Annotated in this window: 16 protein-coding genes; 10 read left to right on the top strand and 6 right to left on the bottom strand. The window is 63.4% G+C overall.

Features of this window, described 5'->3' with window-relative positions:
* Positions 1–124 precede the first annotated feature (124 nt).
* Entirely contained in the window at positions 125–1,675 is a 1,551-nt protein-coding gene (murJ, locus tag ACMUJL_RS06870) for a murein biosynthesis integral membrane protein MurJ (RefSeq protein ID WP_375569437.1), read from the top strand.
* 4 nt (positions 1,676–1,679) lie between these two features.
* Here murJ and ACMUJL_RS06875 read toward each other — a convergent pair whose 3' ends face one another.
* A complete protein-coding gene (locus ACMUJL_RS06875; protein ID WP_068287497.1) occupies positions 1,680–2,321 on the bottom strand; it encodes a phosphoribosyltransferase in 642 nt (213 codons plus the stop codon).
* 133 nt (positions 2,322–2,454) lie between these two features.
* Positions 2,455–3,159, bottom strand: coding sequence for a rhomboid family intramembrane serine protease (locus tag ACMUJL_RS06880; protein ID WP_375569435.1), 705 nt, complete (start codon positions 3,157–3,159; stop codon positions 2,455–2,457).
* A 76-nt stretch (positions 3,160–3,235) separates the two neighbouring features.
* Here ACMUJL_RS06880 and trpS point away from each other — a divergent pair, with 76 nt between their 5' ends.
* The 3 genes from trpS (at position 3,236) to ACMUJL_RS06895 (ending at position 7,294) form a co-directional block, all read left to right on the top strand.
* Positions 3,236–4,282 carry a tryptophan--tRNA ligase gene (gene trpS / locus ACMUJL_RS06885; protein ID WP_068287491.1) on the top strand — a complete coding sequence of 349 codons (1,047 nt, stop codon included), beginning with the start codon at positions 3,236–3,238 and terminating at the stop codon, positions 4,280–4,282.
* Between the two features lie 23 nt (positions 4,283–4,305).
* Positions 4,306–5,376, top strand: coding sequence for a hypothetical protein (locus tag ACMUJL_RS06890; protein WP_375569433.1), 1,071 nt, complete (start codon positions 4,306–4,308; stop codon positions 5,374–5,376).
* A 61-nt stretch (positions 5,377–5,437) separates the two neighbouring features.
* On the top strand, positions 5,438–7,294 hold the full coding sequence (locus ACMUJL_RS06895; protein ID WP_375569431.1) for a PHA/PHB synthase family protein: 1,857 nt from the start codon (positions 5,438–5,440) through the stop codon (positions 7,292–7,294).
* A 43-nt stretch (positions 7,295–7,337) separates the two neighbouring features.
* Here ACMUJL_RS06895 and ACMUJL_RS06900 read toward each other — a convergent pair whose 3' ends face one another.
* Positions 7,338–7,910, bottom strand: a complete 573-nt coding sequence (locus ACMUJL_RS06900; RefSeq protein ID WP_375569429.1) for a L,D-transpeptidase — start codon at positions 7,908–7,910, stop codon at positions 7,338–7,340.
* Positions 7,911–8,102: 192 nt separating this feature from the next.
* On the opposite strand from ACMUJL_RS06900, the gene ACMUJL_RS06905 reads away from it, so the two are divergent.
* The 5 genes from ACMUJL_RS06905 (at position 8,103) to ACMUJL_RS06925 (ending at position 12,336) form a co-directional block, all read left to right on the top strand.
* Entirely contained in the window at positions 8,103–8,591 is a 489-nt protein-coding gene (locus tag ACMUJL_RS06905) for a VOC family protein (protein WP_375569427.1), read from the top strand.
* A gap of 283 nt (positions 8,592–8,874) precedes the next feature.
* Positions 8,875–10,236, top strand: coding sequence for a DUF2157 domain-containing protein (locus ACMUJL_RS06910; RefSeq protein WP_375569425.1), 1,362 nt, complete (start codon positions 8,875–8,877; stop codon positions 10,234–10,236).
* Entirely contained in the window at positions 10,233–10,796 is a 564-nt protein-coding gene (locus ACMUJL_RS06915; RefSeq protein ID WP_375569423.1) for a GDYXXLXY domain-containing protein, read from the top strand. Before ACMUJL_RS06910 ends, ACMUJL_RS06915 begins: the two co-directional genes overlap by 4 nt.
* Before the next feature lie 79 nt (positions 10,797–10,875).
* Positions 10,876–11,739, top strand: coding sequence for a branched-chain amino acid aminotransferase (locus ACMUJL_RS06920; RefSeq protein WP_375569421.1), 864 nt, complete (start codon positions 10,876–10,878; stop codon positions 11,737–11,739).
* 141 nt (positions 11,740–11,880) lie between these two features.
* A complete protein-coding gene (locus tag ACMUJL_RS06925) occupies positions 11,881–12,336 on the top strand; it encodes a universal stress protein (RefSeq protein ID WP_068287827.1) in 456 nt (151 codons plus the stop codon).
* Positions 12,337–12,390: 54 nt separating this feature from the next.
* Here the strand turns inward: ACMUJL_RS06925 and ACMUJL_RS06930 are convergent, their stop codons facing one another.
* The 3 genes from ACMUJL_RS06930 to ACMUJL_RS06940 form a co-directional block, all read right to left on the bottom strand.
* The gene (locus ACMUJL_RS06930; protein ID WP_416914201.1) at positions 12,391–12,756 is read right to left on the bottom strand and encodes a c-type cytochrome; all 366 of its coding nucleotides are present in this window, start codon (positions 12,754–12,756) and stop codon (positions 12,391–12,393) included.
* Positions 12,757–12,911: 155 nt separating this feature from the next.
* Positions 12,912–13,316 carry a hypothetical protein gene (locus ACMUJL_RS06935; protein ID WP_416914202.1) on the bottom strand — a complete coding sequence of 135 codons (405 nt, stop codon included), beginning with the start codon at positions 13,314–13,316 and terminating at the stop codon, positions 12,912–12,914.
* A 54-nt stretch (positions 13,317–13,370) separates the two neighbouring features.
* Positions 13,371–13,592 (bottom strand): hypothetical protein, encoded by a 222-nt coding sequence (locus tag ACMUJL_RS06940; protein WP_375569415.1) that lies wholly within the window; start codon positions 13,590–13,592, stop codon positions 13,371–13,373.
* A gap of 467 nt (positions 13,593–14,059) precedes the next feature.
* On the opposite strand from ACMUJL_RS06940, the gene ACMUJL_RS06945 reads away from it, so the two are divergent.
* Entirely contained in the window at positions 14,060–15,016 is a 957-nt protein-coding gene (locus ACMUJL_RS06945; RefSeq protein ID WP_375568772.1) for an IS5 family transposase, read from the top strand.
* Positions 15,017–15,386: the final 370 nt, after the last annotated feature.

The following is a 15,386-nucleotide window of genomic DNA, read 5'->3' on the forward strand; positions in this document are numbered from 1 at the left end:
TCCCTGCCGGGTTGCGGCAAAAGCCTGCCTGCCGTTCGGCCAACGATGGATCCGCATGGCTGGGCCTTCCAACCTGCAAGGGCTTGGGGTACTTCGAAGGCATGTGCATGAAAGGCCGCAAGCCATGAAACCCATCCGCCTGATCGCCGGCTTCATGACAGTGGGGCTCTGGACCCTGGCCAGCCGGGTTCTGGGTTTCGTGCGCGATGCGATGATCCTGGCCTATCTTGGCACCGGCCCCGCCTACGAGGCTTTCGTGGTGGCCTTCCGCCTGCCCAACATGTTCCGCCGCTTCTTTGCCGAAGGCGCGTTCAACATGGCTTTCGTGCCGATGTTCTCGAAGAAATACGAGGCTGGCGAGGACGCGCGCGACTTCGCCGAAAATGCCTTTTCGGGGCTGGCTTCGGTCCTGATCGTGCTGACGCTCGTGGCACAGCTGTGCATGCCCTGGCTGATCTACGGGATGGCCAGCGGCTTTGCGGGCCAGGAACAGTTCACGCTGTCGGTCGAATTCGGTCGCATCGTTTTTCCCTATATCCTTTTTATCTCGCTTGCGGCGCTCCTGTCCGGGGTGCTGAATGCGACGGGCCGCTTTGCGGCCGCCGCGGCCGCACCGGTTCTTTTGAACGTGATCCTCGTGGGGGCCATGGTCGGTGCCGCGTCGCTGGACGTCGATGTGGGCGCGGCGCTGATCTGGGGCATTCCCGTCGCCGGTGTCGCGCAACTGGCGCTGGTCTGGTATGCGGCCCGCCAGGCCGGGTTCACCCTGATGCCGCGCCGCCCGCGCTGGACGCCCGAGATGCAGCGCCTCGTGCGCATCGCTGTTCCGGCGGCGCTAGCGGGTGGTGTCGTGCAGGTCAACCTGCTGGTCGGCCAGCAGGTCGCCAGCTATTTCGACCGTGCCGTCGGCTGGCTTTATGCGGCTGACAGGCTGTACCAGCTGCCGCTGGGCGTCGTCGGCATCGCCATCGGCGTGGTGCTTTTGCCCGATCTGTCGCGCAGGCTGGCCGCCAATGACGACGCGGGCGGGCGCAACGCTCTCAGCCGCGCGGCAGAGATATCGTTGGCCCTGACCATTCCCGCCGCAGTGGCCCTGATGGTCGTGCCGCTGCCGCTTGTCTCGGTGCTGTTCGAACGCGGCGCGACCACCTCGGACGACAGTGCCGCCATTGCCATGGCCGTGGCGGTCTATGGCCTTGGCCTGCCCGCCTTCGTGGTTCAGAAGATCCTGCAACCGCTTTACTTCGCCCGCGAGGATACGCGCAGCCCGTTCCGCTATGCGGTCGTGGCCATGGTAGTGAACGCTGCCCTCGCGATTGGTCTGGCCCCCGTGATCGGCTGGATTGCCTGCGCCATCGCCACCACGCTGGCGGCATGGATGATGGTGGCGCTTCTGGCGCGCGGGACGCGCCCGATGGGCGAGGTCGCCCGCTTCGATGCACGCTTTCACCAGCGGATCTGGCGGATCATCGCGGCATCCGCCGCCATGGGCCTTGTGCTCTGGCTGGCGATGGTGGGCATGTCGCCCTTCTTCGCGATGGCGGGATGGCGCTATCTGGCGCTGCTGGGGCTGATCCTGATCGGCATGATCAGCTATTTCGGCATCGGGCAGCTGATCGGTGCCTTCCGACTGGGCGAATTCCGGCGTGCCTTCCAGCGTGGCGGCAGCGCATGATCCCTCAGCCCGCAGCCGCGGCCAGCAGGGCAATCACCCTGTCATCTTCCACCTGGTCGAAAACCGCGTAATGCGCACCGACCGCGATGAAATGCGAGGGCTGGAGCAGGCAGATCACATCATCCGCCAAAGGGGCAAGCGCCTCCAGGGCTTCAGGCGATGCGACAGGCACGGCCAGCACCAGGCGTGCCGGGTTCTGCTTCCTGACGGATCGCAGCGCCACGCGGACCGTGGCCCCGGTGGCGATCCCGTCATCCACGATGATCGCGGTGCGTCCGCCCAGCGGGACAGGATCGCGCCCGGCCAGGTAGGCTGCCCGCCGCCGCGCGATCTCGGCCAGGGCGGGTTCGGCCAGCTTCACGATGTCCAGCCTGTCATAGCCTGCGTGACGGGCAATGCCCTCATTCACCTCAAGATCGGGGCGCGCCCCGTCCACGACAGCAGCCAGGGCCACCTCGGGTTGCTCCGGCAAACCGATCTTGCGTACCATCACAAGGTCCAGCGGGGCTTTCAGGGCACGGGCCACCTCGATCGCCACCGGCACACCGCCCCGCGGCAACGCCAGCACCACGGGATCATCCAGATCAAGCTCTGCCAGGGCCAGGGCCAGTTGCCGCCCCGCATCCGTCCGATCCGCAAATCGCATCGCGCGCCTCCCCCTGCGGGCAGGCTCCGGGCCAAGGACCGCCGAAGCTACCCGCAGGCAGTCTAGCCGATTCTGCTTCTTCTTGCCGCAAATATCCCCGCGCGGAGCGCATCCGGACGGTGCCGCGCGCGCATCAGTCGTGGCGCAGCTTTTCGCGCAGCCGCGCAAACCCGCCCGGGCTGACCACGAAGGACAGCCCGAAACCGAAGACGAAACCCGACAGGTCCGCGATCCAGTCGCGGCTACCGCCGAACAGGATGCCGAAGACCAGCTGGATCCCCATCAGGAAGGCGATCAGCGTGAAGGCGCGGATCTGCGGCCCGCCCTCCTGCCCCAGCCTGAGCCACAGCAGGTAAGTGAAGGCCCCGATCAGGCCATAGACCCCCGGAAAGGCCCCGAGCAGCGGAATGGGCGAAGCGGCCAGCAGACCATAGATCGCAGCCCCTCCGATCGAGGCGCCGAAAAATACAGCAAGGACAGCCCAGCCCCGGAACACCTCGCCCACGAACTTGCCCAGCGCCAGCAGCATCACACCGGCGAACAGCGCATGGGTGAAATTGCCATGGATGAAGGGATAGGTGACGAAACGGGCCAGATGCTCGGTCGGCCAGCGGCCATTCGCCAGCATCCACTGGAATATCTCGGCAGAAAACGCATAGCCCTGGATTGCGCCCAGCCGCCAGCCGATGGCTTGCGGCCCGCCGATGATCCCCTGCGCGCCCAGGCTGAACAGCGCCTCGATCCCCATGACGACGGCGAACAGCGCGATCACCACGCGCGGCAGCGGGTTGACGGGGCTTGCGTTGAAACCGCCCGTGTTCTGGCGTTGTGGCTGCATGACGGACCTTTGCTTGACGGGGCACTGGGGCATGGGTAAGCCAGCCGCACCCATAAATCCAGACGGAGATGTCATCATGGCGGATGCGGTCCACACGCAATCCAACCCGAACGCGGCCTTCACCCCGCGCGTCTTCTCGGGGATCCAGCCCTCGGGCGGGCTGACCCTTGGCAATTACCTTGGCGCGATCAAGCGCTTCGTGCAGATGCAGGACAGCGGCACGCCCACGATCTATTGCGTGGTCGATCTGCATGCCATCACCGTCTGGCAAGACCCCGCTGCCCTGCGCCGCCAGACGCGCGAGCTGACGGCGGGCTACATCGCCGCCGGTCTGGACCCGGCGAAGTCGATCCTTTTCAACCAGAGCCAGGTGCCCGAACATGCGCAACTGGCCTGGATCTTCAACTGCGTGGCGCGGATGGGCTGGATGGGCCGGATGACCCAGTGGAAGGACAAGGCGGGCAAGAATGCCGAGAACGCCTCGCTGGGCCTGTTTGCCTACCCTGCGCTGATGGCCGCGGACATCCTGCTCTATCATGCGACGCATGTGCCGGTCGGCGAGGATCAGAAACAGCATCTTGAACTGACCCGCGATGTGGCAGCCAAGTTCAATCATGATTACGGCGTCGATTTCTTCCCGATCACCGAACCGGTGATCGAAGGGGCCGCCACCCGCGTCATGAGCCTGCGGGACGGGTCCAAGAAGATGTCGAAATCCGATCCGTCGGATGCAAGCCGCATCAACATGACCGACGATGCCGACACGATCGCCAAGAAGATCCGCAAGGCCAAGACCGATCCCGAGGCGCTGCCGTCCGAGGCCGCAGGGCTGGAGGGCCGCCCGGATGCGCGCAACCTGGTGAACATCTATGCCGCCCTGTCCGACAGCACGGTGGATGCGGTGCTGCATGAGGTCGGAGGCAAGCAGTTTTCCGAGTTCAAGCCCATGCTGGCCGATCTGGCGGTGGCGAAACTCTCGCCCATCTCGTCGGAAATGGCGCGGCTGATGCAGGACCCGGCCGAGATCGACCGGATCCTCGGACAAGGTGCTGCCCGCGCCCGCGAGATCGCCAGCCCGATCCTGCAAAAGACCTATGACATCGTGGGCATGATCCGCAGTTGACGCGCGGTGGCGCGATCCGCCTGATGGCACGACTGCTGCTGACCGGGCTGATGATCGCATCGCTGATGCTGGCGGCGATCAACATCTCGGCCCTGGCGAAGGCCCCTGTCGGCGCGGCCTTCGTTGCGCGCAGCACAGACGGGCTGGCGGCCGCGACTGAACATGCGCTGGCCGTTCACGCCACGCCCGAGGCCGTCGCGGCGCGGATCGAGGATCTGCTGACCGAGGTGCCGCGCAACTGGCTGGCGATCGAAGCGGTCGAGGGGGTGGCGGCGGAACGCGCCATTCCCCTGCCCACCGATCTGCTGGCACGGCGCGCGGCAGCATGGGAGGCGGATAGCGGGTTCTGGAAAAATGCTGGCCAGTGCCTGCAATGCATCCGCGATGCAACAGTCTGCGACATGACCCTGGTTCTGCTGTGCCGCGCCCCGATCGAGTTGTCGCCCCTCGGCGATCTGGCCGGCGTCACCCGGGGCGGGCTTGACTACATCGCGGGACGCGATGTGGATGAGGTCGAATTGATCCTCTCGGTCATCGGGTTGACGGCCGTGACGCTGGCGCTGTGGTCGGGTGGCAGCAGCCTGACCATCAAGGCCGGTGCCGGATTGGGCAAAATGGCCAAATCCATGAACCGCTTGCCCGATGCCATGACCCGGCCACTGGTGCGCGTTTTCCGCGAAGGCGTGGATTGGAGCGGGATCGGACAAGTGCGCGGGCTGGATGATCTGGCCGGGCTCATGCGCCCGGCCGTTATGCGCCCTGCCGCCGTGCTCGTCGAGGACGCCGGACGTCTGGTCGGCAACACATCGACCCTCGAGACGCTGCACCTGATGAAATACCTCGACGACCCCGCCGATCTGTCGCGGATGGCGCGCGCCTCGGATGCGCTGGGGCCGCGGATGGTGGGTACGATCGAAATACTGGGCAAAAGCCGCGTGATGCGGCTGACGATGCGTGTCGCCGATGAGGTCTGGTTCATCTTCGGCGGCCTGATCGGGGCGCTGGCATCCTTGCTTGCCCTGCTGCAATCCCTGCTGATCAGCGCCCTGACACGCCGGTTGCGCCGTGCCGCGCGGAACGCGCATGACGCTTGACGCAGGTCAATGCCCGACAGGGTCACGACTGCTATGATCCTTTCTTGGCAAGGGGGATCATATGGCAGACCACGGCGCAAAAACGGCTGGGACGCGGACCGGAAAACCCAAGGGCGACAAGTTCGCGGCCACAAAGCCGCTGCAGCTTCCTGCGGTCGTGCCTGACGCGCCGGCGGCGGCGCTGCATGAAGGGCGACCCGCGCATCCCCATCAGAACCTAGACCGCAGCGTCATGGCGGCGATGGCGCAGGTCACGGGCGGCGTCTCGCCCCATGCGGTGGCCGATGCCTGGACCGATTGGTGGTTGCACATGGCCCGCGCGCCGGGGCGGCAACTGGAACTGATCGAAAAGGCCCAGCAAAACACCCTCAGGCTGATGCAGCACGGTGCGGCGGCCTTGACAGGCAAGGCGGACGAGGCCCCCTTCAGCCCCAAGGCCAATGACACGCGCTGGTCCCATCCCGACTGGGCCAAACCGCCCTTCAGCCAATGGCAGCAGGGCTTCCTTGCGGTTCAGGACTGGTGGGATCACGCCACCGACGACCTGCGTGGCCTGCGCCACAAGAGCGCCGAGCGCACGGGCTTCATGATGCGGCAGGTGCTGGACACGGTCGCGCCCTCGAACTTTCCCGCCCTGAACCCTGAGATCATCGAGAAGACGGTCGAGACCCATGGCCGGAACCTTGCCGAAGGTGCCGCGCATCTGGCCGCCGACATGGTGCAGACGCTGACCCAAGCCAAACGCCCCATCCCCGAGGACTATGCCCTGGGCCGGCATCTGGCCTGCACACCCGGCAAGGTCGTCTTTCGCAACGACATCATGGAGCTGATCCAGTACAGCCCGCAGACGGATCAGGTGCATCCCGAACCGGTGCTGATCGTGCCCGCCTGGATCATGAAATACTACATCCTTGACCTCTCGCCCGAGAATTCGCTGATCCGCCATCTGGTCGCGCAGGGTTTCACGGTTTTCTGCATCTCCTGGTGCAACCCGACAGCCGATCAGGCCGACCTGTCGCTTGAGGATTACCGCAAGCGTGGCGTCATGGCAGCGCTGGAGGCGATCAACGCGATCGTTCCGGGGCGCAAGGTGCATGCCAACGGCTATTGTCTGGGCGGCACGATGCTTGCGATCGCGGCGGCCAGCATGGCGCGCGATGGCGATGACAGGCTGGCCTCGGTCACGCTGATGGCCGCACAGGTCGATTTCGTCGAAGCGGGCGAGCTGCTGCTGTTCCTGGATGAAAGCCAGGTCGCCTTTCTTGAGGACATGATGTGGGAACAGGGCTATCTGGACCGCCCCCAGATGGCACGCACCTTTGCCGCGATCCGGGCCGAGGACCTGATCTATACCCGTGCCGTGCGGCGGTACTTCCTGGGCATCGAGGACCTGCCGTCGGATATCACGGTGTGGAACGGCGACACGACACGGATGCCCGCGCGGATGCATTCCGAATACCTGCGCGGGATCTTCCTTGAAAACCGGATCAGCGCGGGGCGTTTCGCGGTCGAAGGCCGCGTGATCGCGCTCAAGGACATCACCGCGCCGATGTTCGTGGTGGCGACCGAAAGCGATCACATCGCGCCGTGGCGGTCGGTCTACAAGACGCAGCTTTTCACCGACAATGACCTGACATTCGTTCTGACCAAGGGGGGACACAATGGCGGCATTCTCAGTGAACCGGGGCACAAGGGGCGACACTACCGCATCAGCCATCGTCAAGCGGGCGCGCGCTACATGGGGCCTGAATCATGGCTGAAAGGGCATGCGCCGCAGCCCGGTTCGTGGTGGCAGGAATGGACATGCTGGCTGGCCCGAACCAGCGGGGCCACTGTCGCACCGCCGCCTATGGGGGCGCAGGACAAAGGCTATCCCGCCCTGTGCGACGCGCCCGGCACCTACATCCACCAGGGTTGAGCGACCGCAGGGGCCAACCTCTGCGCGGTCTGGATTTTGCGGTTCAGATCAGCCGCACCTGCGTTCCGATCCGGGCCAGGGCGAACAGCTCTTCGATATGCTCGTTATAAAGCCCGATGCATCCGTCAGAGGAGGCACGCCCGATCTTGCGCGTGTCATGGGTGCCGTGGATCAGGTAATACTGCCAGTCGAGATAGAGCGCATGGGTGCCAGGCGGATTTTGCGGCCCGGCCGCCACGGTCTGCGGCAGGCTGGGGTCGCGTTCGCGCATCGAAGGGGTGGGCGTCCATGTCGGCCCCTCGCGCTTGCGCACGATCCGCGTGTATCCAAGGCGCGTCAGGTCATCGCTGGCAGGCACGGAACTCGGGTAAAGGCGGTAGATGGCTTCATCCTCTGACCAGAAATGCACCGCGCGCGAGCGGGTATCGGCCAGGATCACGCCATTCTGCAGCGTCTCGAAATGATCCTGCCAGCGGATCATGCGAAACGAAGACAGGTTGTTGCGCACCCCCTGCCCTTCGGGGCGGAACTGCGGCTCCTGTGCGGCCCCGGCACGCCCGGCCAGAAGGGTGGCCGCCCCGGCGGTCACCATGGCGCGTCTTGTCATACGGTTCATCTTGCTGCCTCCCAGCGGGTCCGTTGCCGCCCGCGTCTTGCCTGACGGTGCTTAAATCCCGCAGCGGCCCAAGGCTCAAATCACGATGGCTTGGGGTCGGCGTTATCTGCATCGCTGCACAGGGACGGTGCAGCCCCGGCTCTTAACGAAAGGACGCGCAAAGGGCATATTGTCTGCAAAGGAGACCCCGCCATGACACAGTATGCCGCACATCCACAAACCCGCATCGGTCATGTCCACCTCAAGGTGGCGGACCTTGAACGTGCGATAGCCTTCTATCGCGATGTCATGGGGTTTGCCGTGGAACAAAGGTACGGCGATCAGGCCGCCTTTCTGTCGGCAGGCGGTTATCATCACCACATCGGGCTGAACACATGGGAAAGCCGTGGCGGCACGCCTGCCCCGCATGGCCACACCGGGCTTTACCACACCGCCTTTCTCTACCCTGATCGTGCTGCACTGGGGGCGGCCCTGCGGCAGGCGATCACCGCCGGTGTCGAGATCGAGGGCGCGGCAGACCATGGTGTGTCCGAGGCGATCTATTTCAGCGACCCCGATGGCAATGGCATCGAGATCTATCGTGACCGTGCGCCCGAGGACTGGCCGCGCACCAGCGACGGACAACTGGCCATGGTCAACAAGCGGCTGGATCTGAACGCCCTGCTGGCCGAGGCGCGATAAGCCTGCCGGGGCCGGTGCAACAGCCGAAAATGCCGGAAAATCGGACCAATAGCGTCACGAAAATGACATTTCGCCCGGATAAACCTGATCACATGTACCAGACAGGCCGGAATTTCTCGATCCGTGCCCGTCACATGTTCCCCGGGTAAAGCGTACCGCCCCTTTGAGGGGTGTATATCACCTGATCATTGGACCAGTATCCTTTTCAAGCATGCAGCACCCGGCCCATGTCCCTTGGGTCGGGTGTATTTCCTTCCAAGGCATGACCCGCCTGCGGTTTGACATGCCTGACCGTTCTTGCATCTTTACCGGACTGGCCCTGCCGGTGCAGGATGATGGCAGCACCGCCTTCAGCAAACGGGGTTGCATGTATTTCAAGAGCAAGCGCACGGTCATCACGGAGGCCCTGGAGGACTGGCGCAGCCGGGGTCTGCTGGACCCCGTGACGGCGCAACGCCTGCAGGATGATCTGGAACAGGGCAAGGTCCACTACAGTTTCAATGCCTTCATCATCACGGCGGGGATCATCTGCCTGTGCTTTGCGGCCATGACCTTCGTTGCCGCAAATTGGGAAGAGATGGATCGCCTGCTCAGGCTTGCGCTGGTGATGGCGGCGCTATGGGCGGCCTGGGGCGCAGCCCTCTGGGCTGGCCTGCGCGGCCTTCACTGGTGGCACGAAGGCCTGATGCTGCTGGGATGCGGCATGTTCGGGGCCGGGATCATGCTAGTCAGCCAGATCTATCACATCCAGGGCAATGCCGCCGATGCGGTCTGGCTGTGGGGCTTGGGCAGCCTTCTGGCGGCGGTGCTGGCGCGGGGGACAATGACACTTGCCCTGACCATCGGGCTTTTCGCGCTGTGGCACGGGATGCAGATCGACATCGCGGCCAGGGCGCATGATCTGAACCTTGTCTACCTGGTCTGGTGGCTGGCAGGGGCCGGGCTGGCCTGGTGGCAACGCAACCGGCTGGCCGGGCATCTGAGCGTTCTGGCCCTGTGCCTGTGGTTGCTGAGCGCCTTGGCGACGGTGCAATCACCGCATGCCGCGGCCCTGATGCTGCTGGCCGCGACGGTCAGCGTGATGTCGGGCTTGCTTGCCTCTTTTTCCGGGCGGCGGTTTCTTCACGGGTTCGAAGCCCCGATCCTGGCCTATGCCGCGCTGGTACTCGGGGCCTGCGCCTTCTACCTGACGCTGTCACACGGGGCTCATGACCGGCCGATGCCCGGTGATGACATGGCACATGGCACGCTCTGGTCCGTGCTGGCCTTGCTGGCCGCACCCTCTGTCGTGCTGGCGCTGCTGGCGCGGGTCCAGGCCTGGAGGCTGGCCTATGACCTTGCCGCATGCGCGGGTCTGGGGATCATCCTTCTGCTGGCCCATGTGATGCCGAGGATACCGCTTTTGTCCGAGGCCCTGCTGCTTGCACCCTTCATCTGGATCACGCGCATGGGGTGGCGGCTGGATCAGCGCAGCCTGCGCGCCATCGGCATGGCCGGCTTCATCCTGGCGCTGCTGGTCGTCTACGACAAAACCGTGGGCAGCCTGATCGGCACCAGCGGCTTTTACCTGGGTGCGGGGCTGATCCTGCTAAGCGGGGCCTGGGTGGCCACGCGGCTGGGCCTCAAGGGAAAGGGCGGATCATGAGCAAGGCCCGCCCCCTGACCCGCCGCCGGCTGGTGACGGCGATCATCGTCGTCGCGCTGATCCAGACCGCGGCGCTGGCAAGGATGGTCACCGATCGCGCAGCCCTTCTGCGCAACGGTACCGAGGTCGTTCTGGAAACCGGCGCCATCGACCCGCGCGACCTGTTTCGCGGACATTACACGATCCTGAACCTGATGATCTCGCGGATCGACCCGAAAAGCGTGCGGGTTGACCCGGCCCTTGAACCCGGCATGCCGGTCTACGTGGTGCTGGGGCCCGGCGCCGACGGGTACTGGCAGGCTGAAAACCTGCTGGCGGCACCACCGGACAGCCCGGTTCCATTGTTGCGCGGGGTCTTTGAATACACTCGGGATACCGAGATCATCCTGTCCTTTCCGATCGACCGCTATTTCGCCCCCAAGGACCGGGCCCTTGAACTGGAAGGGATCAACCGCGATGGCCGAATGGGGGTGATCCTTGCGCTGGACGACAGCGGATATGGCGCCATCAAGGGCCTGATGATCGACGGGCAGCGGATCTACGAGGAACCGCTTTACTGATCCGCTTTTGCCGCAGCACTGCTGCTTTACTGCGCCGGACCGGCTGCTAAAGTCGGCGCGGCACTGAAAGGGACTGAGCATGGCGACTGGCACGAATATCCGCACCTATTTCAACGGCTCCTGGCATGCGGGCGATCTGCCGATCATGCGGGCCGCCGACCACGGCAGCTGGCTGGGCAGCACCGTGTTCGACGGGGCCCGCTACGTCAACGGCATGGCGCCCGATCTTGAAGCGCATTGCGCCCGCGTCAACCGTTCCGCCGAGGCGCTGATGATCACGCCGACAGTCGCGACGCAGGAGATGGTCGGGATCGTCCGCGAGGGCCTGGCCCTCTATCCCCGCGATGCGGCGGTCTATATCCGGCCCATGTACTGGGCCATCGATGGCGATCCCACGGCGATCGTGCCGTCACCCGACGCCACCGGCTTTGCGATCTGCCTCGAGGAAATCCCGATGCCGCCCGAGGGGGCCTCGACCACGCTGACGCGCACGCGCTTCCGCCGCCCGGTGCTGGAGGATGCGGTCGTGAACGCCAAGGCGGGCTGCCTTTATCCCAACAACGCACGCATGCTGGCCGAGGCGCGCGCCAAGGGTTTCGGCAATGCTCTGGTCGCCGATGCCCTGGGCAATGTGGCGGAAACGGCAACCGCCAATGTCTTCATGGTCAAGGACGGGATCGTCTTCACCCCGGTGGCGAACGGCACGTTTCTGGCGGGCATCACGCGGTCGCGCCATATCGCCAATCTGCGGGCCGACGGGATCGAGGTGCGCGAAACGGTGCTGAGTTTCGAGGATTTCCATGCCGCCGACGAAGTGTTCCTGACCGGCAACATGAGCAAGATCACTCCGGTGACGGCCTTTGACGATAAGCGCTATCCGGTCGGCCCGATCACGCGGCGCGCCCGTGATCTCTATTGGGCCTGGGCCGCAAGCGCGGGCTGAGCCACAAAGGGCACCGCGGGCGGCTGGGGCGGGATGCGCTCCGCGCGGGGATATTTGCAGCAAGAAGAAACAGGGGGCGCGTGCTGGCAGTTGCGCGGATCAGTGCCATCCGCCATGATCGCGCCCGAGGGAGAATGCACGATGCGAAAGTTTCTGGTGGTGCTGGATGACAGCCGCGAATGCCTGAACGCGATGCGCTTTGCGGCCATGCGCGCGGCGCGCACGGGCGGCGGGGTCGAGATCCTGTCGGTCATCCCGCCTGAAGAGTTCAATCACTGGATCGGCGTGGGCGACATCATGCGCGAAGAGGCGCGCGAGCGGATCCATGCGCATTTCGAGGTCTTCGCGAAATGGATGCGCGACAAGCAGGGCGTCGATCCGGAACTGGTCATCCGCGAAGGCGAGCCGGTGACCGAAATCCTGGCCCAGATCAGCGAGGACAATGATATCGGTGTTCTGGTGCTGGGCGCGGGAACCGACAAGAAGGGTCCGGGGCCGCTGGTCACGCAATTGACGCGCAGCGCCGGATCGCTGGCGGTTCCCATCACCATCGTGCCGGGCGACCTGTCGAAGGAACGGCTGGAAGCGATCACCTGAGCTTGCAAGCAACCGGAGCAACACAAGCTGGGCTGCTCCGGTTGGTGCCTTGGCTCATTGCTGGATCGATTCCAGGTACATTGCCAGCGACAGCACACGGCCGCGTGTCTCGAGAACACTGCCGTAGTCATCCGGTCCGGCTACGCTTTGTTCGGAGAACATGCTGCCGAACAGCGGCATCGCGCCGCCATGGGCACGCACACCCGTGCGTCCGTCGATGATGTGTATGACCTGCAGCATGGGGAATACCCCGTCATTCGCTTTCGACAGAAGTGTCAGGTTCGGAGAAGGTATCGTGAGGACATTGGCCATGTCCCCATCCCCCTTGCCGGCTGCGCCGTGGCATACGGCGCAATAATCGGCATAGAGACCTGCCCCGATTTCCTTGTCCTGCGCATGAGCAACTGATGCGAACGCCAAGGCACTTGTTACGGCCGTCAATCTTGCGAGCGATGAAAGTATCATCTTTCCACCCCCTGATATGAAAGCGCGCTTCCTCTCCCGTCTTTAGTTGGACACGAATCCTGCGCCCTTTCAATCACCCCAGGGTTGTATATTCAAAAAATAACATGTGTTCAGCTCTTGCGCAGGTGCGCAGTCAGCCTTGGGCGTCCAAACGGGCTTCGGAAGGCGTCCGCGCCAACAGGTGCGAGGCGTGGACATCGACCAGATGGCAAGGGGCAAGCCCCGCGGAATTCGGCGCGCGGCAGGGCGTCCTTCGCCATGTCGGTAGCGGCTTGCGCAAAAGTATCGGGCGCCACGTCCCGCAGGGATTTCAGCGCCTTCTGCAAGTGGATCTGCACCTCGACCAGCGCTGCACCGTCGCGTATCAGGGGGCGAAACGCGTCGATGACAGCCTCCTGCGGCATGACTAGGCGCACGAAGACATCCGGGTGGCCCTTGGGCTGAAAAGCAGGACTGCTCCTGCTTGTTTTGATGCAATTTTCCAAGATCGAATTTTTCTGGATTGATTTGTCCAACCCGTGGGGTTCAGCCGTTCGGTGTGCCCCACGGATCGGAACATCTGGATTTCGTTACGGCAGATTGTCCAAGCCAAAATCCATCGATGTTACGGTTGGATTGCTGCGCAGGAAACGCGCAAGGGCGAGTGTGAACGTCCTTGCCTGGGTGGGATCGCCGGCATTTTCAAACCCTCCGAAACTGCTTGCGCTCGCGCGCGGTTGGCTGAGACCGGGTGCAAACCTGGAACCGCCCGACACAACATCAACCTCGTCCTGAGTAAGCGTAGATATCATTTTCAATTCTCCCTGACTTTTGAAGGTAAAGCGGCGTGCATGATCGCAGCCGCTTCCACTTGTTTTGCACGGTCTGTCGCGCGCTTCATTTCAACTCATCGTTATACACGCGGAATTGAAGACTGTGCCTGGGTTTTTGTTGCATCGATTTGTCGATTACAGGCTATTCAGTCCTGCTAATTCACTTTTGAGGGTCGGCCGCAGCGCCAGTTGATGAATATCGCGTCTTTCAAATACCGCGCAGTGACTGTGAATAACTGCCTTAGCAGCGGGTCGGATCGTGTGAAGCGATGGGCAAAAGATCCGAGACCGGAAAGATCACCTGCATGTGACTTGACCCAACGACAGATTCGTTTGAATTTTTGTGTATTGTCACTGTCTTGGAGGACTTAAGGAAAGTCTGAAAAACCTGCCGGTTTCAGTGTGATGTGGTAGGCTGCGGGCATCGATCGAAGGAGACCGTGTTCATGCCCAAACAGCCCGCCATTCCCGGCCTTTGCGACGCGATGAAGAAGAAGATCACACGGCGCGAGCAGTTTCTGGCAGAGATGGATGCGGTGGTTCCGTGGGGGCGGCTGCTTGCGCTGATCGCGCCACATTACCCGAAGGTTGGGCCGAAGGGCGGGCGGCCTCCGATGCCGCTGGAGACGATGCTGCGCATTTACTTCCTACAGAATTGGTACGCCCTGAGCGACCCGATGGCCGAAGAGACGCTGTATGACAGTGAAGCGATGCGCCGCTTCGCTGGGATCGAACTGGGCTATGACCGCATCCCCGACGAGACCACCATCCTCAACTGCCGGCATCTTCTTGAGCGTCACGGGCTGACCGAGGTGATCTTCGCCGAAGTGAACGCGCATCTGGCAGACAAGGGGATCACGCTGCGCTCTGGCACGCTGGTGGATGCCACGATTATCGATGCGCCGTCTTCGACCAAGAACCAGGCCAGGGCGCGGGACCCCGAGATGTCTTCGACAAAGAAGGGCAATGACTGGTATTTTGGCATGAAGGCCCATGTCGGTGTCGACGTGGACAGCGGCACTGTCCACAGCCTAGAGGCCACGACCGCAAAGGTGCATGACAGCCGGGTCTGGGATGAACTGCTCCATGGCGAAGAGAAGTCGGTCTGGGCCGACAAGGGCTATGTCAGCGCCGAGCGCGAGGCTGCGTTCAGCAAGGATGGCAAGGTCTGGGGTGTGATGCGCAAGGCGCCCAAGGGCGGCAAGCTCGACCCCATCGACGAGGAGATCAACCGGATCATCGCCATGGTGCGCGCCAAGGTCGAACATCCCTTCCGGGTCATCAAGCGGCAGTTCGGTCACATGAAAACGCGGTATCGCGGTTTGGCAAAGAACCGGGCCCATCTGTTCACACTGTTCGCGCTCGGCAACCTGTTCCTCGTCCGACGACGGCTACTGGCATGAGGACGAGTTTGTCGGAAATCGGCATCAACGCCGCTCAGGCGGCTCAAACAGCGCCAAAATCACTGGAAACGGTGCTTGTCTGGCCCCATAGTGCCCTCAAGCGGCAATATCGGCGCAGCCGAGGCCGTTGATCAGACTTTCCTTAAAGTGACACAAGTCTACGAACAACCACACTGATGTTATCGATTTTGCGGCAGTGATGCCGGATCGGGAAAGTTTTCACGTTCAGCACGGGGCATCGGGCCCCAACATCAAAGGATAACGGACAGAATGAAAACATCTTTGAACAATGCTGCAATTCAGCCTCTGAGCGTTGCGGAAATCGAACATGTGGCGGGTGGAGTTGGCGCAATTGCGTCCGGCAGACCGC

This window comes from Seohaeicola sp., from assembly GCF_048006315.1.
Taxonomy (GTDB): domain Bacteria; phylum Pseudomonadota; class Alphaproteobacteria; order Rhodobacterales; family Rhodobacteraceae; genus Seohaeicola.